The sequence below is a fragment of the Streptomyces sp. GS7 genome (assembly GCF_009834125.1).
GTDB lineage: Bacteria > Actinomycetota > Actinomycetes > Streptomycetales > Streptomycetaceae > Streptomyces.
Map to the genome: position 1 here is coordinate 176,435 of NZ_CP047146.1, position 24,969 is coordinate 201,403.

Annotated in this window: 26 protein-coding genes and 2 pseudogenes; 9 read left to right on the top strand and 19 right to left on the bottom strand. The window is 71.5% G+C overall.

The features are described from left to right. Positions 1-97: 97 nt before the first annotated feature. Positions 98-547, bottom strand: coding sequence for a hypothetical protein (locus GR130_RS00770; RefSeq protein WP_236572632.1), 450 nt, complete (start codon positions 545-547; stop codon positions 98-100). 249 nt (positions 548-796) lie between these two features. On the opposite strand from GR130_RS00770, the pseudogene GR130_RS39610 reads away from it, so the two are divergent. Beyond that, positions 797-913, top strand: a pseudogene (locus GR130_RS39610) (alpha/beta hydrolase); the annotation flags it as partial. Between the two features lie 44 nt (positions 914-957). Here GR130_RS39610 and GR130_RS39615 read toward each other — a convergent pair. After that, the gene (locus GR130_RS39615) at positions 958-1,383 is read right to left on the bottom strand and encodes a cupin domain-containing protein (protein ID WP_201304768.1); all 426 of its coding nucleotides are present in this window, start codon (positions 1,381-1,383) and stop codon (positions 958-960) included. Between the two features lie 51 nt (positions 1,384-1,434). Here GR130_RS39615 and GR130_RS00780 point away from each other — a divergent pair, with 51 nt between their 5' ends. Both GR130_RS00780 and GR130_RS00785 read left to right on the top strand, forming a co-directional pair. Then, positions 1,435-2,439 (top strand): GlxA family transcriptional regulator, encoded by a 1,005-nt coding sequence (locus GR130_RS00780; RefSeq protein ID WP_159502932.1) that lies wholly within the window; start codon positions 1,435-1,437, stop codon positions 2,437-2,439. Positions 2,440-2,470: 31 nt separating this feature from the next. Next, positions 2,471-3,595, top strand: coding sequence for a CapA family protein (locus GR130_RS00785; RefSeq protein WP_159502933.1), 1,125 nt, complete (start codon positions 2,471-2,473; stop codon positions 3,593-3,595). A gap of 27 nt (positions 3,596-3,622) precedes the next feature. On the opposite strand, the gene GR130_RS00790 is transcribed toward GR130_RS00785, so the two are convergent. The 3 genes from GR130_RS00790 to GR130_RS00800 form a co-directional block, all read right to left on the bottom strand. Further along, positions 3,623-4,519, bottom strand: coding sequence for an HpcH/HpaI aldolase/citrate lyase family protein (locus GR130_RS00790; protein WP_328707535.1), 897 nt, complete (start codon positions 4,517-4,519; stop codon positions 3,623-3,625). After that, positions 4,516-5,589 carry an HpcH/HpaI aldolase/citrate lyase family protein gene (locus GR130_RS00795; protein ID WP_159502934.1) on the bottom strand — a complete coding sequence of 358 codons (1,074 nt, stop codon included), beginning with the start codon at positions 5,587-5,589 and terminating at the stop codon, positions 4,516-4,518. Before GR130_RS00795 ends, GR130_RS00790 begins: the two co-directional genes overlap by 4 nt. Positions 5,590-5,764: 175 nt before the next feature. Further along, positions 5,765-6,262 carry a GNAT family N-acetyltransferase gene (locus GR130_RS00800; protein WP_159502935.1) on the bottom strand — a complete coding sequence of 166 codons (498 nt, stop codon included), beginning with the start codon at positions 6,260-6,262 and terminating at the stop codon, positions 5,765-5,767. A gap of 121 nt (positions 6,263-6,383) precedes the next feature. On the opposite strand from GR130_RS00800, the gene GR130_RS00805 reads away from it, so the two are divergent. Next, entirely contained in the window at positions 6,384-6,704 is a 321-nt protein-coding gene (locus GR130_RS00805; protein WP_159502936.1) for a hypothetical protein, read from the top strand. Between the two features lie 22 nt (positions 6,705-6,726). Here GR130_RS00805 and GR130_RS00810 read toward each other — a convergent pair whose 3' ends face one another. From GR130_RS00810 to GR130_RS00835, 6 genes are all read right to left on the bottom strand, one after another. Further along, a complete protein-coding gene (locus tag GR130_RS00810) occupies positions 6,727-7,416 on the bottom strand; it encodes a response regulator (RefSeq protein ID WP_159502937.1) in 690 nt (229 codons plus the stop codon). Between the two features lie 2 nt (positions 7,417-7,418). Continuing rightward, positions 7,419-8,600, bottom strand: a complete 1,182-nt coding sequence (locus GR130_RS00815; protein WP_236572634.1) for a sensor histidine kinase — start codon at positions 8,598-8,600, stop codon at positions 7,419-7,421. A 59-nt stretch (positions 8,601-8,659) separates the two neighbouring features. After that, on the bottom strand, positions 8,660-8,854 hold the full coding sequence (locus tag GR130_RS00820) for a ferredoxin (protein WP_159502939.1): 195 nt from the start codon (positions 8,852-8,854) through the stop codon (positions 8,660-8,662). 67 nt (positions 8,855-8,921) lie between these two features. Then, entirely contained in the window at positions 8,922-10,121 is a 1,200-nt protein-coding gene (locus GR130_RS00825; RefSeq protein WP_159502940.1) for a cytochrome P450, read from the bottom strand. A 402-nt stretch (positions 10,122-10,523) separates the two neighbouring features. Further along, the gene (locus tag GR130_RS00830) at positions 10,524-10,946 is read right to left on the bottom strand and encodes a nuclear transport factor 2 family protein (RefSeq protein WP_159502941.1); all 423 of its coding nucleotides are present in this window, start codon (positions 10,944-10,946) and stop codon (positions 10,524-10,526) included. A gap of 88 nt (positions 10,947-11,034) precedes the next feature. Next, a complete protein-coding gene (locus tag GR130_RS00835; RefSeq protein ID WP_159502942.1) occupies positions 11,035-11,742 on the bottom strand; it encodes a helix-turn-helix transcriptional regulator in 708 nt (235 codons plus the stop codon). Positions 11,743-12,039: 297 nt separating this feature from the next. Between GR130_RS00835 and GR130_RS00840 the strand changes: the two genes are divergently transcribed. After that, on the top strand, positions 12,040-13,776 hold the full coding sequence (locus GR130_RS00840) for a sensor histidine kinase (RefSeq protein ID WP_236572643.1): 1,737 nt from the start codon (positions 12,040-12,042) through the stop codon (positions 13,774-13,776). Positions 13,777-13,798: 22 nt separating this feature from the next. Continuing rightward, a complete protein-coding gene (locus GR130_RS00845; RefSeq protein WP_159502943.1) occupies positions 13,799-14,452 on the top strand; it encodes a response regulator in 654 nt (217 codons plus the stop codon). Between the two features lie 461 nt (positions 14,453-14,913). Here the strand turns inward: GR130_RS00845 and GR130_RS00850 are convergent, their stop codons facing one another. The 6 genes from GR130_RS00850 to GR130_RS00875 form a co-directional block, all read right to left on the bottom strand. Further along, positions 14,914-15,222 carry a chaplin gene (locus GR130_RS00850; RefSeq protein WP_159502944.1) on the bottom strand — a complete coding sequence of 103 codons (309 nt, stop codon included), beginning with the start codon at positions 15,220-15,222 and terminating at the stop codon, positions 14,914-14,916. 464 nt (positions 15,223-15,686) lie between these two features. Beyond that, positions 15,687-16,514 carry an urease accessory protein UreD gene (locus GR130_RS00855; protein ID WP_159502945.1) on the bottom strand — a complete coding sequence of 276 codons (828 nt, stop codon included), beginning with the start codon at positions 16,512-16,514 and terminating at the stop codon, positions 15,687-15,689. Next, on the bottom strand, positions 16,511-17,206 hold the full coding sequence (ureG, locus tag GR130_RS00860) for an urease accessory protein UreG (protein ID WP_159502946.1): 696 nt from the start codon (positions 17,204-17,206) through the stop codon (positions 16,511-16,513). The genes GR130_RS00855 and ureG overlap by 4 nt, the downstream gene beginning before the upstream one ends. A gap of 59 nt (positions 17,207-17,265) precedes the next feature. Then, positions 17,266-17,940, bottom strand: a complete 675-nt coding sequence (locus GR130_RS00865; RefSeq protein WP_159502947.1) for an urease accessory protein UreF — start codon at positions 17,938-17,940, stop codon at positions 17,266-17,268. Between the two features lie 76 nt (positions 17,941-18,016). Next, entirely contained in the window at positions 18,017-19,963 is a 1,947-nt protein-coding gene (gene ureC, locus GR130_RS00870) for an urease subunit alpha (RefSeq protein WP_159509595.1), read from the bottom strand. After that, a complete protein-coding gene (locus GR130_RS00875) occupies positions 19,956-20,657 on the bottom strand; it encodes an urease subunit gamma (protein ID WP_159502948.1) in 702 nt (233 codons plus the stop codon). Before GR130_RS00875 ends, ureC begins: the two co-directional genes overlap by 8 nt. 632 nt (positions 20,658-21,289) lie before the next feature. On the opposite strand from GR130_RS00875, the gene GR130_RS00880 reads away from it, so the two are divergent. After that, positions 21,290-21,880 (top strand): isochorismatase family protein, encoded by a 591-nt coding sequence (locus GR130_RS00880; RefSeq protein ID WP_159502949.1) that lies wholly within the window; start codon positions 21,290-21,292, stop codon positions 21,878-21,880. 116 nt (positions 21,881-21,996) lie between these two features. Here the strand turns inward: GR130_RS00880 and secY are convergent, their stop codons facing one another. Then, on the bottom strand, positions 21,997-23,304 hold the full coding sequence (secY, locus tag GR130_RS00885; RefSeq protein WP_159502950.1) for a preprotein translocase subunit SecY: 1,308 nt from the start codon (positions 23,302-23,304) through the stop codon (positions 21,997-21,999). A 379-nt stretch (positions 23,305-23,683) separates the two neighbouring features. Here secY and GR130_RS00890 point away from each other — a divergent pair, with 379 nt between their 5' ends. Beyond that, the gene (locus GR130_RS00890; protein ID WP_159502951.1) at positions 23,684-23,842 is read left to right on the top strand and encodes a hypothetical protein; all 159 of its coding nucleotides are present in this window, start codon (positions 23,684-23,686) and stop codon (positions 23,840-23,842) included. A gap of 231 nt (positions 23,843-24,073) precedes the next feature. On the opposite strand, the gene GR130_RS00895 is transcribed toward GR130_RS00890, so the two are convergent. Continuing rightward, the gene (locus GR130_RS00895) at positions 24,074-24,577 is read right to left on the bottom strand and encodes a SigE family RNA polymerase sigma factor (RefSeq protein ID WP_159502952.1); all 504 of its coding nucleotides are present in this window, start codon (positions 24,575-24,577) and stop codon (positions 24,074-24,076) included. 239 nt (positions 24,578-24,816) lie between these two features. Between GR130_RS00895 and GR130_RS41745 the strand changes: the two are divergent. Beyond that, a pseudogene (locus tag GR130_RS41745) lies at positions 24,817-24,954 on the top strand (IS982 family transposase); the annotation flags it as partial. Positions 24,955-24,969 lie beyond the last annotated feature (15 nt).

The following is a 24,969-nucleotide window of genomic DNA, read 5'->3' on the forward strand; positions in this document are numbered from 1 at the left end:
GGTCAGCCGGGCCCCAGGGCCTGCCCGAACCGGCCCCGGAGCGATCCGGGGCCGGTTTTCCGTTGTCCGCGGGCCGGAGCCCGGTGGGGGAACGGCCTCAGCGAATGACCTTGACGAGCTTGGCGATCTTGGAGATGTCGTTGTGACTGGCCCGCTCGTTACCGTGGGACTCGTTGAGGCTGTTGGTGGAGCCGGCGGCGATCTTGGGGTTGCCGGCGTCCACCGGGTTCCCGCGGTTGCGGAAGTTGTTGCTGTTCTTGTTGTTGCCGCTGTGCACCGGCCCGTTGACGCACGGATGCGGCGATTTCACCCTGGGGGACTGGTAGTTGAAGTCGACGAGGCGGTTGTCGCACAGCACGCCGGACATCATTCCGGTCACCGTGGCGAGATCGGCGCCCGTCACCGCGGACAGCAGTGATCCGTCCGTACCCGTCACCGCGGACAGCAGCGATCCGTTCGGAGGGGTCTGCGCCTGCGCGGCTCCGGAGCCGAACAGCACCAGACCGCACACCCCGGCGACCGTTCCCGCCTGCACTAGTCTTTTCACGACGCTCCTTGCTTCGTCAGCCTGCCGTCCGGACGTATCGTGCTGCCGTTGTCCGCCCGTGTCGTCGATAACCCGCAGGGAGCCAAACCCTCACGGGCCATAATCAGTCGGGTGGCCCAACAGCCCCGTACGGCGCGGCCCGGCCCGGAAGGTGCGGGGGGCAGCCCGACCCGAAGTCCGCGCGGCCCTCATGGGTAGCGGCGGCGGCGCCAACCCCCCTTGATCCATTGCGACTTACGCGGGGATCCCTCCGACGGGCCGTCCGACATCCTGGTGATCCAGAACCGTCGGGACCCGTGCACCCCGTACTTCGGTGCGTTGCGGATGCGGGCCGCCCTCGGCGGCCGGGCGCGGCTGGGCGCGGCCGGGCCGGAGCACCCGTGCGGGGGCGGTCCGGCCCGGCCGTACTCTCAGCGGCCCGCCGCCCCGAGCGCGTGCCCGGCGGTCGCGTCCACGTGGTCCGGGATCTCCTCGTGCCGGTCGCCGACCGTCATCGTGCCGGTGGGCTCGAAGACCAGGATCGAGGCGCCGGACGGGGAGTGCGGCTTGTGCTCGGTGCCGCGGGGGACGGTGAAGACCGAGCCCCGGGGGAGTCGGACCGTCCGCTCCCCTGCGGCTTCGCGCAGCGAGATGAACAGCTCGCCCTCCACGACCAGGAAGAACTCGTCCGTGTCGGTGTGGGCGTGCCAGAGGTGCTCGCCCCGCACCTTGGCGACCCGTACGTCGTAGTCGTTGACCCGGGTGACGATCCGGGGGCTCCACAGGGCGTCGAAGGAGGCCAGCGCCGCGCTGAGGACGAGCGGCTCGGTTGCCTGGTCACGTGCTTGATCACTCATGGCCCGATCCTGTCCCGGGCGCGCGGCCGCCGCGAGTGCTAGGAATCGCATATGCCGCAAGGATCCTCGCAACCGGCCGCCGGCCGCCCGCACCGCGTCGTCGTCATCGTCGACGAGAACTCCAACCCCTTCGAACTCGGCTGCGCCATCGAGGTGTTCGGCCTGCCCCGCCCCGAAATCGGCCGGGACCTCTACGACTTCCGGCTCTGCTCACCCGAGCCGAGGACATTGATGCGCGACGGGTTCTTCACCCTCACCGGCGTCGCCGACCTGGCCGCGGCCGACGAAGCGGACACCCTGATCGTCCCGAACCGGCCGGACGTCGACGTGCCGCGCCGCGCCGCCGTGCTCGATGCCGTCCGCCGGGCGCGGGACCGCGGCGCGCGCCTGGTCGGCTTCTGCAGCGGCGCGTTCACCCTCGCCGAGGCGGGGGTCCTGGACGGCCGCCGGGCCACCGCCCACTGGCGGTGGGCGGACAGCTTCCGGGCCCGCTTCCCCGCCGTCCGGCTGGAGACCGACGTGCTGTTCGTGGACGACGGCGACATCCTCACCGCCGCGGGCAGCGCCGCGGCGCTCGACCTGGGGCTGTACGTGGTCCGCCGCGACCACGGCGCGGAGATCGCCAACGCGGTCAGCCGGCGGCTGGTCTTCGCCGGCCACCGGGACGGCGGCCAGCGCCAGTTCGTGGAGCGCCCCGTGCCGCGCGTGGCCGACTCCTCGCTGGCCCCCCTCCTGGCCTGGGCGCAGGAACACCTGGACGCCCCGCTCACCGTCTCCGGGCTGGCCGCACGCGCCACCGTCAGCCCGGCCACCCTCCACCGCCGCTTCCGTGCCCAGCTGGGCACCACCCCGCTGGCCTGGCTGACCGGCGAACGGCTCGCCCTCGCCTGCCGGTTGATCGAACGCGGCGAGCCCCGCCTCGACGTCGTCGCCCGGAAGTGCGGCCTGGGCACGGCCGCCAATCTGCGCGCCCTGATGCGTCGCGAGACGGGGCTGACACCGTCCGCGTACCGGCGCCGCTTCGGTCCGCCCACGGCGCCCCGGCCCGCCGCATGACAACCCCCGCCACCCGCCTTAACCTGGGAAAATGGCCGGTGATCTGGTCACAGTCAGTCTCTGCGGCGATGTGATGCTCGGCCGCGGCGTCGACCAGATCCTGCCGCATCCCGGCGATCCCGAGCTGCGCGAGCCGTACGTGGCGGACGCCCGCTCCTACATCGGGCTGGCCGAGGCGGCGAACGGCCCGATCCCCCGCCCGGTCGCCTTCCCCTGGCCGTGGGGCGACGCGCTGGCGGCCCTCGACGGGGCCGCGCCCGCCGCCCGCGTGATCAACCTGGAGACCAGCGTCACCCGGAGCGACACCTTCGCCCCCGGCCGGCAGATCCACTACCGCATGAACCCCGCCAACCTCCCGTGCCTGGCCGCGGCCCGCCCGGACGTCTGCGTGCTGGCCAACAACCACGTGCTGGACTTCGGCCGCGCCGGGCTGGCGGAGACCCTGGAGAGCCTGGCGGGCGCGGGCCTGCGCGCCGCGGGCGCGGGGGCGAACGCGGCGGCGGCGCGGCACCCGGCCGCCGTCCCCCTCGACGGCGGCCGCCGGCTGCTGACCCTCTCCTTCGGGATGCCGTCCAGCGGCATCCCCCACACCTGGGCCGCGACCGCGCGGCACGGCGGGGTGCACTTCGTGGCCCGCCCGACGCTCGCCGCCGCGACCGAGCTGGTGGCCCGGCTGGGCCCGGAGAAGCGCCCCGGCGACCTGGCGGTGGCCTCGGTCCACTGGGGCTCCAACTGGGGCTACGAGGTCTCCCCCGAGCAGATCGCCTTCGCCCACACGCTCGTCGACGGCGGTGTGGACGTCGTCCACGGCCACTCCGCGCACCACCCCCGCCCCCTGGAGGTCTACCGGGGAAAGCTCGTCCTCCACGGCTGCGGCGACTTCATCGACGACTACGAGGGCATCACCGGCTTCGAGCGCTACCGCGACGACCTGCGCCCGCTCTACCTCGCCTCCCTGGAGCCCGACACCGGACGGCTCCACGCACTGCGGATCGTCCTCTTCCAGGCCCACCGGATGCGCCTGCGGTACGCCGGGCCGGACGACTGCCGGTGGCTGGCGGCCCTCCTCGACCGGATCGGCACCGGCTTCCGCCCCTGCGCCGTCTCGGCCGCGGAGGCCACCCTGACCCTCCGCCCGGCACCGGACGCGGTGTGACCGCCCCCGGCCCCCGGCAGTACCGCGCTACCTCCCGGCCACCGCCTCGGCCAGCGCCAGCACCCGCCGGGCGTCCTCCACATGCAGGTTCTCGATCATCCGCCCGTCGACGGTGACCACGCCCCGCCCCTCCCGCTCGGCGAGCTCGAACGCCTCGATGACCTTGCGCGCGCGGGCGATGTCCTCCTCGGCCGGTGCGAACACCCGGTTGCACGGCTCGACTTGGGACGGATGGATCAGCGTCTTCCCGTCGAAGCCGAACTGCCGCCCCTGGACGCATTCCGCCTCGAACCCCACGAGGTCCCGCACGTCGTTGTAGACCCCGTCCAGGATCGCCTTCCCCGACTCGCGGGCCGCCAGCAGCGCCAGCGACAGCCCGGTCAGCAGCGGCGCCCGGCCCGGCACGTGTTCCGCGTGCAGCTCCTTCGCCAGGTCGTTGGTGCCCATCACCAGCACCGTGAGGCGCTCGCTCGCCCCGGCCACCGCACGGGCGTCCAGCATCGCCCGCGGCGTCTCCACCATCGCCCAGATCGCGGTGCGGTCCGGCGCCCCGGCCGCCTCCAGCGCCCGCTCGACCTCCCGTACGGTCTGCGCGGACTCCACCTTCGGCACCACGACCGCGTCCGGACCGGCCTCGGCCGCCGCCCGCAGGTCGTCGGCGTGCCACGCGGTACCGGGCCCGTTGACCCGGATCGTCACCTCCCGGTGCCCGTACGCGCCCGAGGCCGCGGCCGCCGCCACCCGCTGCCGGGCCTCGGCCTTGGCGTCCGGCGCGACCGCGTCCTCCAGGTCGAGGATCAGCGCGTCGGCCGGCAGCGACCTGGCCTTCTCCAGCGCCCGTTCGTTGGCCCCCGGCATGTACAGCACCGACCGCCGGGCCCGCACGGCACCGTGCGCCTCCGCGCTCCGCACCACGTCCGTCACTGCTCCTCCCCTGCCGCCGCCGCTGCGGCATACGCCGCCCGCAGCTCCGGGTCCCGCGCCGCGAGCGTCTGCGCCAGCTCCGCCACCACCCGGCACTGCTTGAACGTGGCGTCGTCCTGCATCTTGCCGTCGATCATCACCGCGCCGGTGCCGTCGCCCATGGCCGCGATGACCCGGCGGGCCCAGGCGACGTCGTCCGGGTCCGGCGAGAACACCTTCTTCGCGATCCCGATCTGCACCGGATGCAGGCTCCACGCCCCGACGCACCCGAGCAGGAACGCGTTGCGGAACTGGTCCTCGCAGCCGACGGTGTCCTTGATGTCGCCGAACGGCCCGTAATACGGCAGGATCCCGTGCGCCGCGCAGGCGTCCACCATCCGCGCGATCGTGTAGTGCCAGAGGTCCTGTTGGAACACGGCGCGCGGGGCGTCCGGTCGCTCCCGGTCCGGGTCCTGGCGCACCAGGTATCCCGGATGCCCGCCGCCGACCCGGGTGGTCTTCATCCGCCGGCTGGCCGCCAGATCGGCCGGCCCCAGCGACATCCCCTGCATCCGGGGGCTGGCCCCGGCGATCTCCTCGACGTTTGCGACACCGGCGGGCGTCTCCAGAATGGCGTGCACCAGGATCGGCCGCCGGATCCCGGCCCGCGCCTCCAGCTGGGCCACCAGCCGGTCCACGTAGTGGATGTCCGCGGCGCTCTCCACCTTCGGCACCATGATCACGTCGAGCCGGTCCCCGATCTCGGTGACCAGCGTCAGCAGATCGTCCAACGCCCACGGCGAGTCAAGGCTGTTGATCCGCGTCCACAGCTGCGTCTCGCCGAAGTCGACGCTCCGGGCGACCTCGACCAGCCCCGCCCGCGCCGCCTCCTTGCGGTCCGCGGCGACCGCGTCCTCCAGATTGCCGAGCAGCACATCGACCGTCGGCGCGATGGCCGGCACCTTGGCCGCCATCTTCGGGTTCCCCGGATCAAAGAAATGGATCATCCGCGACGGACGGAACGGCACCTCCCGCACCGGCTCCGGTGCCCCGACCGCCAACGGGCGAAAGAAGTCCTTCGGAGAGCGCATCCACATCTCCCAACTCGGATCGGCATCCCGGCCGCCCCCACCCGCCATCCGACGGCGACCGCCGGGCTCACTCTAGGTCCGCGACCGCCCGACATTACCGGGCAGTACGTGTGCCCTTGATCACGCAGCGCGAGAGCCCCGCGGGCGCCGCGGTGCCCGGCCCCGGTCTCACCGCTCACACCGCCCGCTGGAACAGCGCACCCGACCGCCGGTGCGGCAGGTCCACGACGCGCACCGGCACGAAGCCCACCGAGCGGTAGTAGCGGTGCAGCCCGGGGTTGTCCTTCCAGGCGTCCAGCCGCAGATACGCCTTCCCGGCCGCCGCCGCCCGGCCGGCGGCCCAGTCCAGCAGCACGGCCCCGATCCCCTCCCCAACGGCCTGCCGGCCGACCGTCATCCGGTGCATGTACAGCGCCGAGTCCGGCCGGTCGGCGGCACCCCAGAACTCCGGGTCGGCGAACCCGTCGAGCTGGAACATCCCGACGGGGCGCTGCCGCCGCAGCGCGAGGAACAGCTCGCCGCGCCGCAGCGCCGCGGTGATCAGGTCGCGGCGCGGTGGGTACTGCCACTGGTCGATTCCCCGTACGGCAAGCCAGGTTGAGGCTTCGGTGAACAGGGTCTCCACCGTCTCGCGCTCGTCGGGCCGGGCGGCCCTGATCTCCGGATCGCTCATCTCTCCCCGTTCCGGGCCCGGTTGCGGGTGCCCTCCATCCATCGGCCCACCGGCCCGTTTCCTTCCCCGGACTCGGCCGTTGGCCCTGGTGGCAATTTTTCGCTCTCCTCACGAAGGGACCATGATGCGTCTGTTCCGCCCGATCACCCTCGGTATCACCGGTTTCGCACTGGCCGTGACCCTCCCCGCAAGCGCGGCGCTCGCCGACAGCGGAACGTTCGGCTGGGTGGGGCCCGGCGGCAAGCAGTACTTCGTCCGGAACCTGCCGGGCAAGCGGTGTCTCGACATGCGCCAGGAGGCCCGCGGCGCCCGCAACGGGACGAAGCAGCCCCTTCGCATCTACGCCCGCAAGGGCTGCAAGGGACCGGCGACCCGTCTCGCCCCGGGCGCCTCGGCCCCCTCCGGTACGCGCTTCGCCAGCGTCGTCTTCAACCCCAGCTAGGGCCTGGCCCATTGGACCGGCCCTAGGGGCGCTCCCGCGGGTCCGGGTCGTCCGGGTGGGCCAGCCCGGTCCGGTAGGCGAGGACCACGAGTTGCGCCCGGTCGCGGGCGCCGAGCTTGGCCATCGCGCGGTTGACATGGGTCTTGGCGGTGAGCGGCGTGACGAAGAGCAGCTCGGCGATCTCGTCGTTGGACAGCCCCGCGGCGACCAGGGTGACGACCTCTTCCTCCCGCGGCGTGAGCGTGGCGAGCCCCGGTGGCGCGGTACGGCTGCGCGGGGCCGGCTGGGCGAGGAAGCGGGCGATCAGGGCCTTGGTGGCGTGCGGTGACAGCAGGGCGTCGCCGGCCGCGACGAGCCGGATGGCGTCCAGGAGTTCACCGGGGTTGATGCCCTTGCCGAGGAAGCCGCTGGCACCGGCGCGGAGCGCCTCGGCGACGTACTCCTCGTTCTCGAAGGTGGTCAGGACCAGGACCTTCACGCCCGCGAGGTCCTCGTCGGCGGTGATCAGCCCGGTCGCGGTGATCCCGTCGAGGTCGGGCATCCGGATGTCCATCAGCACGAGGTCGGCGCGCCGGCTGCGGGCGAGCGCCACGGCCTCGCGCCCGGTGGCCGCCTCGGCGACGACCTCCATGCCGGGGGTGGAGTCGATGAGCATCCGGAAGGTGCCGCGCAGCAGCGCCTGGTCGTCGGCGAGCAGGACGCGGATGGTCATGATCAGCCCTTTCGGCCGGTGTGCAGCGGCAGTTCGGCGTGGAGACGGAAGCCCCCGTCGGGGCGCGGCCCCGCGCTGAGGGTGCCGCCGGCGGCCTTGGCGCGCTCGTACATGCCGATCATCCCGTGCCCGGTCCCGGCGCCGGGGCCGGGCTGCGCACCGGTCCCGGCCCGGCCGTCGTCCTCGACGGTGAGGCGCAGGACGTCGGTGCGGAAGTCCAGGCGGACCCGCGCCGCCACGGGGCCGGCGTGCTTGCGGGTGTTGGTGAGTGCTTCCTGGATGATCCGGTAGGCCGCCAGGCCGGTGATCGACGCCGGCTCGGCGGGGTGGCCGGTGCGCTCCAGGGTGACGTCGAGCCCGCTGTGCCGGAACGAGGCCAGCAGCGCGTCGAGGCCGGCGAGGCCGGGTGCGGGCTCACGGGGCGCGTCCGGGGACTCGCCGTGCCGCAGCAGCCCCACGGTGGTGCGCAGTTCGTCCAGCGCCGTCCGGCTGGTGTCCCGGATGCGCTCCAGCGCCTGGTAGGCGTGGTCGGGGTCGGACCGCATCAGGTGGTGGGCCACGCCCGCCTGGGCGTTGACCAGGGTGATGTGGTGGGCGACGACGTCGTGCAGCTCCCGGGCGATGCGCAGCCGCTCCTCGGTGACCCGGCGGCGGGCCTCCGCCTCCCGCGTGTGCTCGGCGCGCTCGGCGCGTTCCACCGCGGCGGCGAGCAGCCGGCGGCTGCTGCGCACGGCGTCGCCGCTGGCCGCCGCCAGGCCGATGCCGATGAGCACCGCCAGGTACTGCCAGAGGTTGTCCAGGCTCGGCCGCCGGATCACCGATACGGCGAGCAGCAGCGCGCCGGCGCCCCCGCCGATGCGCCACGCCGTCCGCCGCTCGCTGCGCACCGCCACCGTGTAGAGCGCGACCGCGGTGGCGGCGGGCGACGGGCCGGGGAAGGAGACCAGGGCGAGCTGGGCGATGTTGGCGGCCAGGGTCGCCGCGACCACCTGGAACGGCCACCGGCTGCGGACCAGCAGCGGCAGGCAGGCCAGCGCCAGGCCGCCGAGGTACCAGGCGGCCGGCGTCCGGTGGTAGTACGCGGTGATCACCGCCACCGGACTCGACAGCACGAAGCAGAGCCCCGCGCCCACCGGATCCGCCGTCCAGGGCCGGGCCCCCGGCCGCCCGGTCCGGTCGCTCAACTGCACTCCCTCACCGTACGCATCCCGTTCCGGACCTGCGGCGGAGCCGTTGCGGCCGGCTACCTCTCCACCGTGATGGCGAGCGCCGGGCAGCTGGCGGCGGCCTCCTCGACCTCGACCAGCCGCGCGTCGGACGGGGCGGGGTCGAGCAGGACGACGATGCCGTCCTCGTCGCGCTGGTCGAAGACGTCCTCGGCCGCCAGCACGCACTGCCCGGCGCCGACGCACCTGTCCTCGTCGATCGTGACCTTCACAGGGATCCTCCGTACGGGATGGCGGGGTGTTGCGGAGTCGTGGCGCGCCGCCGCGCCGCTGTAGTGCTCACCAGGTCACCGGCAGCTCGTGGACGCCGTAGACGAGCATGTCGTCGCGCATCGGCACCTGCTCCACCGGCACCGCCAGCCGCAGGTCCGGGAACCGTGCGAACAGCGCGGACAGCGCGGCCTTCATCTCCACCCGCGCCAGCTGCTGCCCCAGGCACTGGTGGATGCCGTGCCCGAAGGCGAGGTGCGACCGGCTCGACCGGCTGACGTCCAACTGGTCGGGCTCGTCGGGGAACTGGTCCGCATCGCGGTTGCCGGACGACAGCACGGCGACCACCATGCTGCCCGCCTTGATCAGCCGGCCGTCCAGTTCCACGTCCTCCAGCGCGGTGCGGCGCACCCCGTACTGGACGACGCTGAGATAGCGCAGCAGCTCCTCGACGGCGCCGTCCATCAGGGACGGGTCGGCGCGCAGGGCGGCCAGCTGCCCGGGGTTGCGCAGCAGGCACATGGTGCTCAGCGCGATCATGTTGGCGGTCGTCTCGTGTCCGGCGAGCAGCAACAGCCCGCCGACACCGGCCAGTTCCTCGTCCGTCAGCTCGCCCGACTGCACCAGCCCGCTGAGGATGTCGTCACGGGGCTCGGCCCGCTTGTCGGCCGCCAGCCGGCGGAAGTACGCGTTCATCGCCGCCTGGGCCTGCTGCACCTCCTCGGGGCCCGCGTCCAGCCGGATCAGCGTGGCCGAGTTCCGCTGGAACTCCTCCCGGTCCGCGTACGGCACCCCGAGCAGCTCGCAGATCACCAGGGACGGGATCGGCAGCGCGAAGTCCTGGACCAGGTCGACCGGGCCCCCGGCGGCGGCCATCGCGTCCAGGTGCTCGGACACCATCCGCTCCACGGCGGGGGCCAGCTGCCGCATCCGGCGCACCGTGAACTGCCCGGTGAGCAGCCGGCGGAACCGGGTGTGCTCCGGCGCGTCCATCAGGATGAACATCCCCGGCGGGGGCGGCGGCGCCGGCGTGCCCGCCGCCGCGGGGTCGCCGGTCCGCAGCTGCCGCCGGCGGGCGCTGAACCGCGGGTCGGACAGCACCGACCGTACGTCCGCGTACCGGCTGACCAGCCACCCGGTCGCGCCGTCGGGCAGGGTCACCTCGGCGACCGGGGCCTCGTCCCGCAGCGTGCGGTACTCCGCGGGCGGGTCGAACGGGCAGGTCCGTGCCACCGGCTGCCTCTCGGTGACGTGTGACGTCTGGCTCACGCAGCGGTCCTTTCGCGACGAACGACGGAAGTTAGCGACGGAAGTTACGGAACTTCTCGGTGCCCGGGGCCCTTTCGGCGGACGCCGTCCGCTCCGGCCCCCGGCCCTGTCCACCGTGCCGTCCGCCCCCGCCGCTGTCGTCGCCCACCCGCAGACACCTCACCTGCCGCGGATGCGGTACACGGCCGACGCCCGTACCGCGCCCGCAGCACCCGCCGCAGGCCGCCGGGCCCCCGCCGAGCCCCCTCGGATCCAGGCGTACCCCGACGCCGGGAACCACAACGGTCTCGTCGGGGGACGCAACTCCCGCCGCTCACAAGGACGTTCATCCACCGACGGCCCATCGGGCCGGACCGGCGGGTGAGTTGCCTCCACCACGGCCCCGGCCGACCCGTGCGGGTGTCACGGCGCGAAGCGACGCGCGCCCGTGATCGACCACACCTCGGCGATCCGGCCGCCGTCGATCGCGAACATGTCGATGCCGCTCTTGGTGACCACGGACCCCTCGGCGTCCGGCACATCGACGGTCCACCGGGCGACGGCGCATCCGGTCCCGGTGTCCACGACGGGGGCGCCGTCGACGGCGTAGCGCAGGCCGGGAGCGGGGAAGCGGTCACGGAACGCGCCGATGTAGGCGGCGATGTCGTCCGGGCCGCGGAAGGCATCGGCGTCGGCGGTGGCGGCGCCTCCGAAGCGGATGCGGAACGCCGGGGTGAGAATCCGCGAGGCGAGCGCGAGTTCGCCGTTCCAGATGGCCGTCCACTGGTCGAACAGGGTGACGGCGTGGTCGCGGGTCAGGTCGGTCGCCGGGGCGTGCGTGGTCATTCGGATGCCTTTCCACTGGGGCCGGTCGGCCCTCCGCTTGGTGTGGGCACCACTCTCCGGCGCTCCGGCGACACCGTCCTGTCGGTGATTAACCGGACTTCACGACCTCGCTCAGCCCGGTCTTCTCGTGGCCGAAGGTGTCCAGTTCCGCGAGGTCGACCAGCCGCGGCGGTGCGGTCTCGTCGAGCCGGTGCGCCTCCTGGATCCGGTCGAGCCGGAAACCGCGGACGGCGTCCCGCAGCCTGCACCAGGCGATCAGGTACCACCGCTCACCACCGAGGAACCCCAACGGCTCGACCAGCCGGTCGGTCGTCGCGCCCCGTGCGTCCGCGTAGACCAGCCGCAGCACGCGACGGTCGGACACGGCGTCCCGCAGTACGCGCGAGACCTCGGGTGACGGCGACGGCGACACCAGGAGCTGCACCCGCGCGGCGAACTCGTCCGCCGCCGCCCGCTCCCGTTCCGGCATCACGGCCCGCACCTTGCGCAGGGCGTCGCGGGCGTCCGCGGCGAAGGGGGTTCCGCCGAGGGCGTGCAGTCCGACGGCCAGTGCGGTGGCCTGTGCCGGGGTGATGTTCAGCGGCGGCAGGGTGCGTTCCCTGTCCAGGACGTAGCCGCCGGTGCGTCCCTGCTCCGCGTAGACCGGCACACCGGACTGCTGGAGCGCCTGGAGGTCACGCTCGATGGTGCGCACGCTCACCTCGAAGCGCCCGGCGAGCCACCGGGCACTGCGCGGCCGGGGTGAGGCGGCCCGCAACTCCTCGACCAGCGCGTACAACCTGTCCGTACGGTTCACGCGGACGACCTTAGCCGCGGCCGGGCCGGGCGCGGCGAGCGGATCCGTCCACGGCCGACCTGCGCGGGCGTGGGGCCGTCGGCCAACTCCTCGTCGTCGACCCGGCCTTCGGGCACCACCCGACCGCACCCCGGCTGCTCGCCGCCCCCCCGGAAACCGGCCAGGCCCCGCCGGCCCCGCCCGCCGGCCGGCCGGCGGGGCACGGCTCCGCGACCACTTTCCGCGACCACTTTCGTAGACCGGTCACGCGACCTTCGTCGGTCGCCGGCCGGCGGCGCCGCTGCCTATGGTGCGAGGGTGAAGAGCGTGGAACGGGCGGATGCCAGGGCGTGGGTCCGTGCCCTGTGGCGGCGCCTGGCCGAGCCGGGCCAGTGGTCCCCGCGGCGGGTGGCCGGGGAATGCGTGCTGGCTGTCGTGCTGGCGCTGCTCGCGCTGGGTACGGAGGCGCTGGGCGGGCACGGCGGGCTGCGGATGGCGCTCGTCGCGGGGGCCGTCGCGACGGCGTCCCTGCTCCGGCGTGCCCTGCCGGAGGCCATGCTGATCGTCGCGGGTGCCCTGGGCGGCGGAACCGACGGCGGCGACCTGCTGCTGATCGTGGTGGCCTGGTCCGCGGGGCGCAGGGTCGGCGGGGTGCTGCGGGCGACGGTGTCCCTCTGCGCGTCCTTCGCCGTCTACGAGGCGCTCGATCTGCGGCCGTGGTCCGAGGCGGCTCCGGGGACGGCGCTGTTCACGGCCGTGGGTTTCCTGGTGTTCGCGGTGGTTCCGGGGCTGGCCAGCCGTTACTGGGCCCAGCGGCGCACCCTGCTGCGGACGCTTCAGGAGCGCAACCTCCAGTTGCTCCGCGAGCGGCAGATGATCGCCGGTCAGGCGCGGATGCGGGAGCGGCAGCGCATCGCGCAGGACATGCACGACAGCCTCGGGCACCAACTGGCCCTCATCACCGTGCACACCGGCGCCCTTGAGGTGGACCAGGAGCTGACCGGGCGGCAGCGGGAGGCGGTCGGAGTGCTGCGCGAGGCGTCGGTGGCGGCCATGCACGAACTGAGGGCGGTCGTCGGCATCCTCAGCGACGGCACCCCGGAGGATGCGGAACCCGCCGCCAAGGGGGTGGCCGGCATCCGGAGCCTCGTCGAGTCGGCGGCGGCCGCCGGTACGCCGGTACGCCTGGAGGAATCCGGGGAGCCCCGTCCGCTCGCGCCGACCGCCGACCACGCCGGGTATCGCGTCGCCCAGGAGGGGCTGACCAACGCGTACAAGCACGCACCGGGTGCGCCGATCACGGTCAGCCTGCGCTACGAGCCGGACTCCCTGGTGGTGGATGTGGGCAACGGGCCGGTACCGCAGGCCGGCGTCGGGCACCGGGCCGCGGTCAGCGGCGGGCAGGGGCTGACCGGTCTGGGGGAGCGGGCCCGGCTGGTCGGCGGAATGCTGTACGCCGGCTCGACGGAGGACGGCGGCTTCCGGCTCGCGGGCGTCTTCCCGTACGGAGCGGGGAACGGCCACGGTCCGGGCGACACGCACGGTCCGGGGAACGCACGGACGACTTCCGACGGCGCGGTGGACGACTTTTGGCGGCAGAACGGCGACGGGCCGCTCGGCGAGGGTGAACCGGTCATCGACCAGCTCGACCCACGCGAGGAGCTCAAGAGCATCATGAGTGCGAAGAAGCGGAGCAACGGCTGCCTGATCATCGGCGGGACCGCCCTGCTCATGCTGGTGGGGCTCGTGGTCGCCGGCCTCTTCGGGGTCGGCACGGTGGTCCGCGAGGCCGAGAAGGGGGCGATCGACCCGCAGCTCTACGCCGGTGTGAAGGTGGGCGAGCCCGAGGCGCAGGTACGGCACACACTGCCCTCCGGCAATTCCTTCCTCACGTCCGGCACCAGGAGCAAGCTGCCGGCCGAACCGGCCGGTTCGACATGCCTGCTGTTCCTGTCCACCGCAGACGAGGACGACCCCGCCGCCGACACGGTTTACCGTTTCTGCTTCAAGGACGGCAAACTGGCCGACAAGCGGGAGTTCCACGTCAAGAGCTGACCGCCGGGAGACAGGAGACCAGGTGATCCGCGTCCTCGTCGCCGACGACGAGCCGCTCATCCGGGCGGGCATCAGGATGATCCTCACCTCCGCCGACGACATCGAGGTGGTGGCGGAGGCGGCCGACGGACGCGACGCGGTCGAGCTGGCGCGCCGCCACACGGTGGACGTCGCCCTCCTCGACATCCAGATGCCCCTCCTGGACGGGCTCTCGGCCCTGGCCGAACTCGGCCGGGCCGCCCCCGGTATACGCGTGCTGATCCTCACGACCTTCGGGGAACGCGACAACGTCCTGCGGGCACTGCGCCAGGGCGGGGCGGGCTTCCTGCTCAAGGACACCGCCCCCGGCGAACTGATCGCGGCGGTACGGGCGGCGGCCGCCGGCAAGGCGTACCTGTCCCCCACGGCCACCCGGCACGTGGCCGACTCGCTCGCGGCCGAACCCGCCGTGAGCCGTGGCGAGGAGGCGCGCCGGCGCATCTCGGCACTGACCGGGCGTGAGCGCGAGGTACTGGCACTGCTCGGCGAAGGGCTCTCGAACGCCGATGCCGGGCGGCGCATCCACATGAGCGAGGCCACGGTGAAGACCTACGTCAGCCGCATCCTCGCCAAGCTGGGCTGCGAAAACCGGGTCCAGGCAGCGCTGTTGGCCCGGGACGCCGGCCTTTCGGCCTGACGTACCGACAGCCCGCAGCCCGGCAACCCTTGCTGGCCGTCCTGTCCGGCACGCGAATGGCCCGCCGGGTGGACGTGCCCGTTCACCGGGCTCGCGTTGTAGCCGAGAGCCTGCTCGGTACGCGTTCGCAGTGACAGGGCGAGAGTAGGCATTGCCGCCGCGAGCGGTGGCTGGTCCTGCGAGGCTGGGCGGCGTGACGCACCCTGTCGCCCGGCTTTTGGTAGGGCCCGCGTCGTGGTGGGCGGTGCCGGGCCCGTCCGGGGCTCGTAGCTGTGGCCGGACACCCGAACGGTGTGGAGCGGTGCGGGCGGCCGCGGCCGGCTGTTCACGTCCTCGGGCGGGACGAGCAGGACTGAGCCCTGGTGACGGTCGGCGCTCGGGTATCCGATCCGGCGGGGCTGAGTCCGGCACGGTGCGGCCCTGCGGACCGGATGGTCCGCAGGGCCTTGGTGCGAAACCGATCAGTCCTCGTCCTCGTCCTCGTGGTGGTGGCGGTGGTGGTGCTCCTCTTCGTGGTGGACCGGGTGCACGTCGGAGTTGATGCAGGTGTTCCCGAAGGCGGGGTTGAGGACGCCGACCACGTTGACCGTGTTGCCGCAGATGTTGATCGGCATGTGGATCGGCATCTGGAGCAGGTTGCCCGAGGCGAAGCCGGGTGACTTGACGGCGGCGCCCTTCGCACCGCTGCTCGCCAAAGCCGCGCCTGTCGACACTCCCGTCGCGATGCCGGCCGCCATAAGGACCATGGCAGCCTTCTTGGCAGTGTTCACGGATAGTCCTCCTACGGTTGTCCGGTAACCCAGTCGCTGGATTACACGCTGCCAACGCCTGGCCGCCTCGGATGGCACGACAACCGGTGGTTAAACATCCCTGCGGCCCAACCGGCTTATGAGCATCCGTTGAGCAGGCCAGATGAAATTTCACCGTGTTACCCGACACGGCGGCCGGCGCGTGTGCGGGAACCTTGGCAACCGGGATCGGGCTTCTGCGTCCGCTGATCGGATGAACCGTGCCTTTCGGCCGTATTGCCCCTTCGTCCGCGTCGTTATCGGAGAGGAAAAGAGAAGGATGCTCTTCACTGGGCTGAGGTCAGACAGCGGCCGGTTCTTCCTCACAGGACGGACCGGTCGTTCCTTTTGGGCGTAAGGCGGTACTCGGGCCTGCATCCTTACCGCGAGCGGGGTCTCTGCGGGGGCGGCTGACGTTGGTGTCAGTTCCCCCGTTTCCGTGCGCGTCACCCGTTGTGAAGGGTTGGCGGTAGGTGTGCTGTGTTGAGGAGCCGGCGCAGGAGGAGGCTGTCGGGGGCGACGGCGGTGACGAGTGTCGCGGGGCCGGCGAGCGGTGTCAGCACGGCCTGGCCGTCTTGCGGGGCGCCACCGAGAAGCTGCACTTGAGGGGCGTTTTCCTCGAAGGCCGGGTCGACGACAAGGAGTTGTCCGGTCGCGCGGTTGTCGGCGAGGACTGCTGGGCCGTCCCAGCCGGGTTCGCCCGGTCCGTACGCGGCCTGTTGGTCGAGCAGGGTGCGTCCACCGCGTCGGACAGTGAGGCGAGTCGTCACATGGCCGGGGGGTTCGCCGGTGCGGCCGAGGATCTGTTCCTCACGTAGTACGAGGCGTGCGGAGGGGGCGAGGTCGATGGTCCAGGTTTGGCGCAGGTCGCTGCCGGCCGCGCAGATCAGCGGTTTGGGGAGCCAGTGGAGCTGCGCGTGTTCTCCTACGGTCAGGTGCACGTCGTAGGTGGCGTGTTCGGAGGTTGGACCGCGCAGGGCGAGGGTCGCTGCGGCGGAGGTGACGTGGAGCGCCGCGCCCTGTTGGACGGTGGCTTCGATCCGCAGCCGGTCGCCGCCGAGGGGGGCGCTCATGGCGCCGACGATGCACACCCGCGCCTGGGTCCCGTGTGAGCGGAGGCGGCGTAGTTCGAAGGGACCGTCGCCGTCGAGGACGGGCAGGGTGGTGGTGCCGCCCCTGACGGCGGCCAGGACGCGGGCGGTTGCGCGCACCCCTATGACAGTCCGGTCAGGGGCCGATCCGGTCTTCGGGTGGGTGGGGGCGGTGAGGGTCATGCGGGGCCCGCGCTCCAGTCGGTGAGGCGGTCGCGGACCCAGTCGGCGACCGGCTTGATGCCGTCGGCCTGCTTGAGGGCGGTGAAGGCGACGGGGAGGTCGCCGCGTTGGGCCTTGGCGTCGCGGGCCATGCCGTCGAGGTCGGATCCGACGTAGGGGGCGAGGTCGGTCTTGTTGATGACGAGCAGGTCGGCGGTGGTGACGCCGGGGCCGCCCTTGCGCGGGATGTCGTCGCCGCCGGCCACGTCGATGACGAAGATCTGCGCGTCGACCAGGCCCTTGGAGAACGTCGCGGTCAGGTTGTCGCCCCCGGACTCCACCAGCACCAGGTCGAGCGGTCCCACCGTCTGTTCCAGGTCCTCTACGGCCTCCAGGTTGGCGGAGATGTCGTCGCGGATGGCGGTGTGCGGGCAGGCACCGGTCTCCACGGCGGCGATCCGCTCGGCGGGCAGGACGGCTTCGCGGAGCAGGAATTCGGCGTCCTCGCGGGTGTAGATGTCGTTGGTGACCACGGCGATGGACAGCTCGTCGCGCAGTACGCGGCACAGCGCGGCGACGGTGGCGGTCTTGCCCGAGCCGACCGGCCCGCCCAGGCCGATACGCAGGGCACGCCGGCGCCCGTCGGGCCCTACGGGATCGGCGGCGCTGTAGGTGCGGCGCTCGGGGAACGTCTCGTCGTGGTCGCGGTGCATACGGGCTCCGGTTCTGCGTGGTGTGCGTGTGGCGTTCTCGGTTTTTGGGTTCTTGGTGGTCAGGAGGCGAAGAGGCGTGTCGGCCAAGTGGCGTGCTGCTGAGCGGTGATGTCGAGCAGCGGCGCGGAGGCGGCGGGAAGCGCGTCGAACCCTTCGTCGGGAATGCGCGCGGCGGCCGCAGTCGCCGCGGTGGCGGTCCGGTCGAGGTCGGGGGCGAGGTGGGCGAGGACGGCGGTGGCGTGGAAGGGGTCCAGGCTCAGCAGCCGGACCGCGGCCGTGGCCGGCCCGCTGACCGCTTCGTACGCCGCCGCGTACGCGGCATCCAACGGGGTCAGCCCGGCGGACCGCGCAACCAGCCCGAGTACCACCGGCTGGTGCGCGCCCTGTGGCCGGGCCGTGGCCAGTGCGTCCAGCTCGGCCGATGGCCAGGTCGCGCGGGCGGCCCGCATCATCTGCCGTCCCAGCTTGCGCGCGGTGGTCCGTAGCGCCTGGACGGGTGTGCGGGCGTCGGCGGCCTCGTCAAGCAGCAGTGGGTCATGGCCCGCGGCGGCTGCGGCGGCGAGCGCCGCAGCCACCAGGCCCGCGGTGTGCAGTCGCCCCCGGCAGAAGTCCTCCAGTGAGTGCGGGTCCTGGATACGGCCCGCTGCCACGGCGGGTTCGGCCCCGCCGGAGTGCGCGTGCCCTCCGGCGGGGAACCGGCCATCGGCCAGGACGAGCAGTGCGGCACGACTCATCTTTCGCAGTTCACCTTCCGTCGCCCGGCTCCATGGCGCGGGCCTCTGTGCCGTTGCATCGCCTGCTCGTCAAGGCTCAGAAGAGGAAGTACCTCTGGGCCATGGGGAGTTCGCTCGGATACTTCCGCTCGACGACCTGGCCCGCGACGGATGTCGTCACGTCCTCCACCTTCGCGCCTCCGGCGATCACCTCGTAGGTGTCGGGGTCGACCTCGACGTCGGGGGTGGCGCAGTTCTCCTTCATGTCCGCCTTGCGGACGCCGCGCGTGCTGGTGATGGCCTTGAACTGCTTGGTCAGCCTGAGCCGTTCGGCCAACCCGCTGTCGATGGCCCGTTGGGTGACGAAGTTGAACGAGGTGGAGCGCGGAGCCAGACCGGTGGCGCCCCACACGGCGCGGGGCAGGACCGGCTGCGGGGTGGGGATGGAGGCGTTGGCGTCGCCCACCTGCGCGTAGGCGATCTGGCCGCCCTTGATGACCTGGTGCGGTTTGACGCCGAAGAACTTCGGCTCCCACAGCACCAGGTCGGCCAGTTTCCTGGGCTCTACGGACCCGACCACCGCATCGATGCCCTGGGCGATCGCCGGGTTGATCGTGTACTTCGCGACGTAGCGGCGGGCGCGCCTGTTGTCGGCACCCTTTTTGCCCGTTGGGCGTTCCCCCTCCGGCAGCCTGTCCTCCTCCAGGAAGCCCCGCCGGACCTTCATGACGTGCGCGGTCTGCCACGTACGCGTGATCATTTCGCCGATGCGGCCCATGGCCTGGGCATCCGACGACATGATCGAGATGGCGCCGAGGTCGTGCAGGATGTCCTCGGCGGCCATCGTGGAGGGCCGGATCCGGGAGTCCGCGAAGGCCAGGTCCTCCTCGATCTTCGGGTTGAGGTGATGGCAGACCATCACCATGTCGAAGTGCTCCTTGACCGTGTTGACGGTCAGCGGCCGGGTGGGATTGGTGGAGGCGGGCAGGACATTCGGCTCCTTCACCATCTTGATCATGTCGGGAGCGTGGCCGCCACCGGCGCCCTCGACATGGAAGACGTGGATGGAGCGAACGGGGCGCCCATCGCTTCCGTCGCTGCCGTCGATGGCTGCGATCGTGTCGTCGACGAAGCCCGCTTCGTTCAACGAGTCGGCGTGCAGCGCGAGTTGGACACCGGTCTGCTCGCAGACCTCCAGGCACTTCTTGATGACGGCCGGGGTGGCACCCCAGTCTTCGTGGATCTTGAAGCCGATGATGCCCGCGTCCACCTGGTTGAGCATGGAGTCCTCGGACATGGTGGCGCCCTTGCCGAGCAGCCCGACGTTGACCGGGAAGGCGTCCAGCGCCTCGAAGGTGCGGGCGATGTGCCAGCAACCGGGCGTGACGGTGGTGGCGGTACTGCCTTCCGCCGGGCCGGTACCGCCGCCGATGAGCGTGGTGACACCCGCGGCCAGCGCCTCACCGACCTGCTCGGGGCAGATGAAGTGGACGTGCGTGTCGACCCCGCCGGCGGTCAGGATCTTCCCGTTGCCCGCGATGACCTCCGTCTCGGGACCGATGACGAAATCCGTGGGTGCCGGGCCGACGCCGTTGTGCTGTCCGGCCCCGTCATGGAGACGGTCCATCGTCTCGTCGTTGTACGCCTTGCCGAGCGCGGTGATCTGGCCGTCGCGGATGGCCACATCGGCCTTGACGATGCCCCAGTGGTCCAGGATGACGGCGCCGGTGATCACGGTGTCGGGAGGCTCGACGACATCGTCGGCGTCGGGGGCACCGGGCTCGTCAGGTACGCCGAGCCTGCGTGGGTCGCGTGGCGTGACGGACTGCCCCATCGACTCACGGATCACCTTGCCGCCACCGAAGACCATCTCGTTCCCGCTGCGCCCGGGACCGCCGGCCCAGTCGTCCTCGATCTCGATCCGCAGCTCCGTGTCGGCGAGACGGATACGGTCGCGGGTCGTCGGGCCGAACCGGTCCGCGTACTGGGCGCGGGTCAGGGGGGCGGACGGCTTGGGGGGCTCAGGGCAGCAGCACTCAGTCATCGAGCTCACCCCCGACCTCATCGGACGAATCCTGGACACTGTCGAGGGGGCCGCCGACCTGGCCGCGCAGGCCGTGCACCACACGCTTGCCCTCGATGGGCACGAGCTCGACGTCCTCGGGCACATTGGGCTCGAAGCGTACCGAGCTACCGGCCGGGACGTGGAGGCGCTTGCCCCAGGCGGCGTCACGGACGAAGTCCAGGCCGGGGTTGGCTTCGAAGAAGTGGTAGTGGGAACCGACCTGGACGGGGCGGTCGCACGGGTTGTTCACGGTCAGGGCAGTGACCTCGCGGCCCTCGTTGAAGCACACAAGCTCGTCGGCCGGCTCCTTGTCGTTCTCGAAGTAGTCAACCTTGCCCGGGGAGACGAGCGGCTTGTCCTCCTCGCCCGCTTCGGGGAAGGGATCGTGGATGGTGACCAGCTTCGTGCCGTCGGGGAACGTAGCCTCCACCTGCACGTTCTTGATCATCTCCGGGACGCCCTCCATGACCTCCTCCCGGGTCAGCAGCTTCTTCCCGGAGGACATGAGCTCGGCGACGGTTCTCCCCTCGCGAGCACCTTCAAGGACGTGGACGGTTAACAGCGCAATGACCTCGGGGTAGTTGAGTCGAATCCCCCGGGCGCGACGTTTCTCGGCGACATCCGCCGCCACATGGATCATCAGGCGCTCTTGTTCGTGTGGAGTCAGGTGCATAGCCCTACCCTGCGTTCGCCCTGTCCAGGGCTCATGCTCTGGACATCGGAGCCGGGACCGGCCATGACCGTCGACAGCCCGGGGCGGGGCCTCCACGGCCTCACTCCCACGCCGCGCGGCGCAGCACAGCTTCCTTGGCTACCCGGCCCCAACCCTCGTGACGACGAGCATGGGCACGCGGGCAGAGCCGAAAACACTCCGCTCCCAGACCACGCCCGTATGAGTGAGCCGTAAGGATTCTTCCGAGAAAAGCGAGGAATTCAGCTGTACGGCTCGGCCGACCGCCCACTCAGTAGCGATGCCCTCCGACAGATCTGCGTCGTGGAACACTGAACGTCCCTGCCGCACTGGCACCCCGGGTAGCCGTTGCCCCCTCTCAGGCTGCGGCTTGAAGATCCACAGGATTCTGCCGCCGTCCGGCTGCCCGTCCATCGGCAATCGCAGACAGTGGCTCAACGGCACCGGTGAGTCCTGCCCGCTTATGGGAACGACCGCGCAGTGTGTGCCCGGTTGGCGAGCAACACCTGCCGTCCGGCGCCCAGTCGGGTGAGCGGCTGGCGAGTGCTGCGTCTGCGCGTTGCCGGAGGGGCGAACATACCGGCAAGGGGTTCACCCACGGGAAAGGATGCGCCGTGCGCCGTGCATTGATCGTCGTCGATGTGCAGAAGGACTTCTGCGAGGGCGGCAGTGTTCCGGTGAAGGGCGGCGCGGACAGGGCCGCTGCCATCGCCGACCTGGTGCGACGCGCCGACGGGAGTTACGCCTACATCGTCGCGACCCGCGACCACCACATCGACCCGGGGGCCCACTTCGCCGAGCACCCGGACTTCGAGAACTCCTTCCCCGTGCACTGCGTCGTCGGCAGCGAAGGAAGCGGGTTCCATCCGAACTTCGAGCCCGCCGCCACCTCCGGGTCCGTCGACGAGGTCTTCTACAAGGGGGCGCACTCCGCCTCGAAGAGCGGCTTCGAGGGCTCGACCCAGGACGGCACGTCACTGACCGACTGGCTGCGTGCCCGCGACGTCAGCGATCTCGACGTCGTCGGCATCGCCACCGACCACTGCGTGAAGGCCACCGCGCTGGACGGCGTACGAACGGGCTTCGCGGTACGGGTCCTGCTCGACTACACCGCCGGCGTCGCCGCCGACACGACCAGTGCCGCGATCAACGAGCTGCGCCAGGCGGGTGTGGCGCTGAGCGGCGAGCCGGTCGTCCTGGCCTGACAGAACAACTGCCACTGCTGTCAGGCCGAGGACTTCGCCGCAGTCGAGCTGTCTGCCGGGGTACGCGGCCTGGGTCCCCCTGCCGGCCCCCGGGGGTCCGACGAGGACGATGCGCATCAGCGGAGGAACCCTTCGTAGTTGCGCTGCTGAAGCTGGCTCTCGATCTGCTTCACGGTCTCCAGGCCCACACTCACGATGATGAGGATGCTCGTCCCGCCGAACGGGAAGTTCTGGTTCGCGTGGAACAGCACCAACTCCATTGTCGGTACGAGCGCGATCAGCCCCAGATACAGCGAGCCGGGCCACGTGATCCGGTTGAGTACGTAGCTGAGGTACTCGGCCGTCGGGCGACCGGCCCGGATGCCCGGGACGAAGCCACCGTGCTTCTTCATGTTGTCGGCGACTTCTTCGGGGTTGAAGCTGATGGCCACGTAGAAGAAGGCGAAGAACACGATCAGCAAGACGTACGCGGCGAGGTAAACGGGGTGGTCTCCCTTGGTGAAGGTGGTGGCGATCCAGGTCGCCCATGCCGCCTTCGACCCGCTGAACTGTGCGATGAGCGTCGGGATGGAGAGCAGCGACGACGCGAAGATGACGGGAATCACGCCTGCCTGGTTGACCTTGAGCGGGATGTAGGTGGACGTACCGCCGTAGGACCGGCGCCCGATCATGCGCTTCGCGTACTGCACCGGGACGCGCCGCTGCGCCTGCTCGACGAAGACCACCAGGGCGACCATCGCCAGGCCCACCAGGATCACCGCGAAGAACTCGATCCAGCCGCCGGCGAGCTTGCCGGTGAGCTTGACCTGCCACAGCGCGCCCGGGAAGCGGGCGGCGATCGAGATGAACATCAGGATCGACATGCCGTTGCCGATGCCGCGGGCGGTGACCAGCTCACCGAGCCACATGGTCAGGCAGGTGCCGGCGGTCATCGTGATCACCATCGTGATGGTGGTGAAGACCGAGTCGTTGGGCACGATCTGGCGCGTGCAGCCCTGGAAGAGCGAACCGGCGCGGGCGGCGGTCACCAGGGCGGTGCCCTCCAGAGCGGCGAGCGCCACGGTCAGGTAGCGGGTGTACTGGGTGATCTTCCCCTGCCCGGACTGGCCCTCCTTCTTGAGGGCCTCCAGCCTTGGGATCACGACGGTCAGCAGCTGGAGGATGATGCTCGCCGTGATGTACGGCATGATCCCCAGCGCGAAGATCGTGATCTGCAGCAGCGCTCCACCGCTGAACATGTTCACCAGGCCGAACAACCCGCTGCTGGCGTGGGTCCGCTGCATGCAGAACTCGACGTTCGCGTAGTTGACCCCGGGGACCGGGATGTGCACTCCGATCCGGTAGAGCACGACGATGCCCAACGTGAACAGCAGCTTCTTGCGCAGGTCGGGCGTCTTGAACGCTCGGGCGAACGCGGTGAGCACGGTGCCTCCTGCGCCTCCCGCCACTTTCAGGGCAGGGAGGCGACGGTCTTGAGGATCGACGAATACGTAGCGGCTGTACGGCGCGGAGCTCGCCCGCACGGCGGGTTCCGAGGCAGGGGCCCGTGGCCGACGTGGTTGCCCAGGGTGCGGTGCGCGCGCAGACGAAGTCGCCGTCTCCCTCTCGCCCAGGTGTCCGGACACTGGGCTTCCGTACACACCTGTCGGGACCGCTTGAACGCGGCCAGGGCGCTACCTGGCGGTCGAGGTTCGTGTCGGCGTCGGAACCGGCTCGGCGGTTGAGCGACGGTACGGCATCGGCCCCGGACCGGTAGTTGAGGCACAGGTCGGCATCGGAACCGGCCTGGGGGGTGATGTGCGGGTGGGCATCGGAGGCTCGGGGGGCGAGGGGCGATACGGCATCGGCACCGGCCGGGTGGTTGACGTGCAGTTCGGCATCGGCGCCTGGGTGGCAGTGGGCGCGGGGCGGGGCGTCGACGGCATCGGGACCGACTCGGCGGGGGTGCCGGGGCGGTGCTGAGGGCCGGTGGGGCCGTCCTGGGCGAAGGAGTTGGGCATGACCATCAGTCCGACTCCGAGTCCGGCAACGGTCAGCACGGATCCGGTGGCCGCCCAGGCCGCTCGCGCACGCCGGCGTGCGCGCACGCCGGCGTGCAGTCGGTCTCGGTGCCGGTCCTCATAGAGCGTGTCCTCCTGGCTGTCGCGCATCATCCGCGCCAGCTCCTGCTCGAAGTGATCCATGGCTCCCTCTTCACTCCACCGGCTCTGCCTCAGCCAGAAGCTGACGCAGTCGTGCAACGCCGCGTGCCGTCAGTGAACGGGCGGTACCCACCGGACAGCCCAGCACCTCCGCGACATCCCGCTCGGGCAGGTCCTGGTAGTAGCGCAGCACCACCGCGGCCCGCTGCCGCGCCGGCAGCAACGCCAACACGGCCTCCAGCCGGGTCTGTTCGTCCACGGCAGCGGTCTCGTCTGCCACCTCGGGCGGGTCGGGCAGCTGGTCCACAGGGTGCTCGCCCCACCAGCGACGCCGTGCCGAGCGAGCCGCAGCACGGGCCAGGACCCTGCGCACATACGCCTCGGGCGCCTGCTCGGCCACCTTCGGCCAGGCAAACCACAGTTTGACGAGCGCTTCCTGCAGCAGGTCCTCGGCCCGGTGCCGGTCTCCACCGGTGAACAGCCGCGCCAGGTGAAGCAACGCCGACCACCGAGCCGCCACGAACCGGTCGAACTCGTCGGCCCGCAACTGCCCCATCAGCGTCCCCCCTCACCTCAACACGCCCCTACACCCTCAATAAAGGCACTGGCCCCTGCCCCGCTATGCACTCCCGGCAAGTGACCTGGCTCACGCATGTCGTCCTGGCCGTGCCCACGGCGCGAGTTGCCTGGGGCGGCGGCAGGCCAGACAGGATGTCTGCGGGTGGTGGACGAGTCGGTCCGAATGCCTGCGGGCACAAGGAGAGGGTGTTCAGGACCGGTTTGTGACGACCGACCCTGAACACCCTCGTGGCCGCACTCTATTGAGGACCGGTGATGAGTGGGCCGACTTGGCGAGGCTGCCTGGTCGGCAGCCGAGGCTCAGTCACGCACGCGGAACCGCTGTGCCCGGCCGTGATGAAGGCACTGCTCGGGGCACCCCACCCCGGC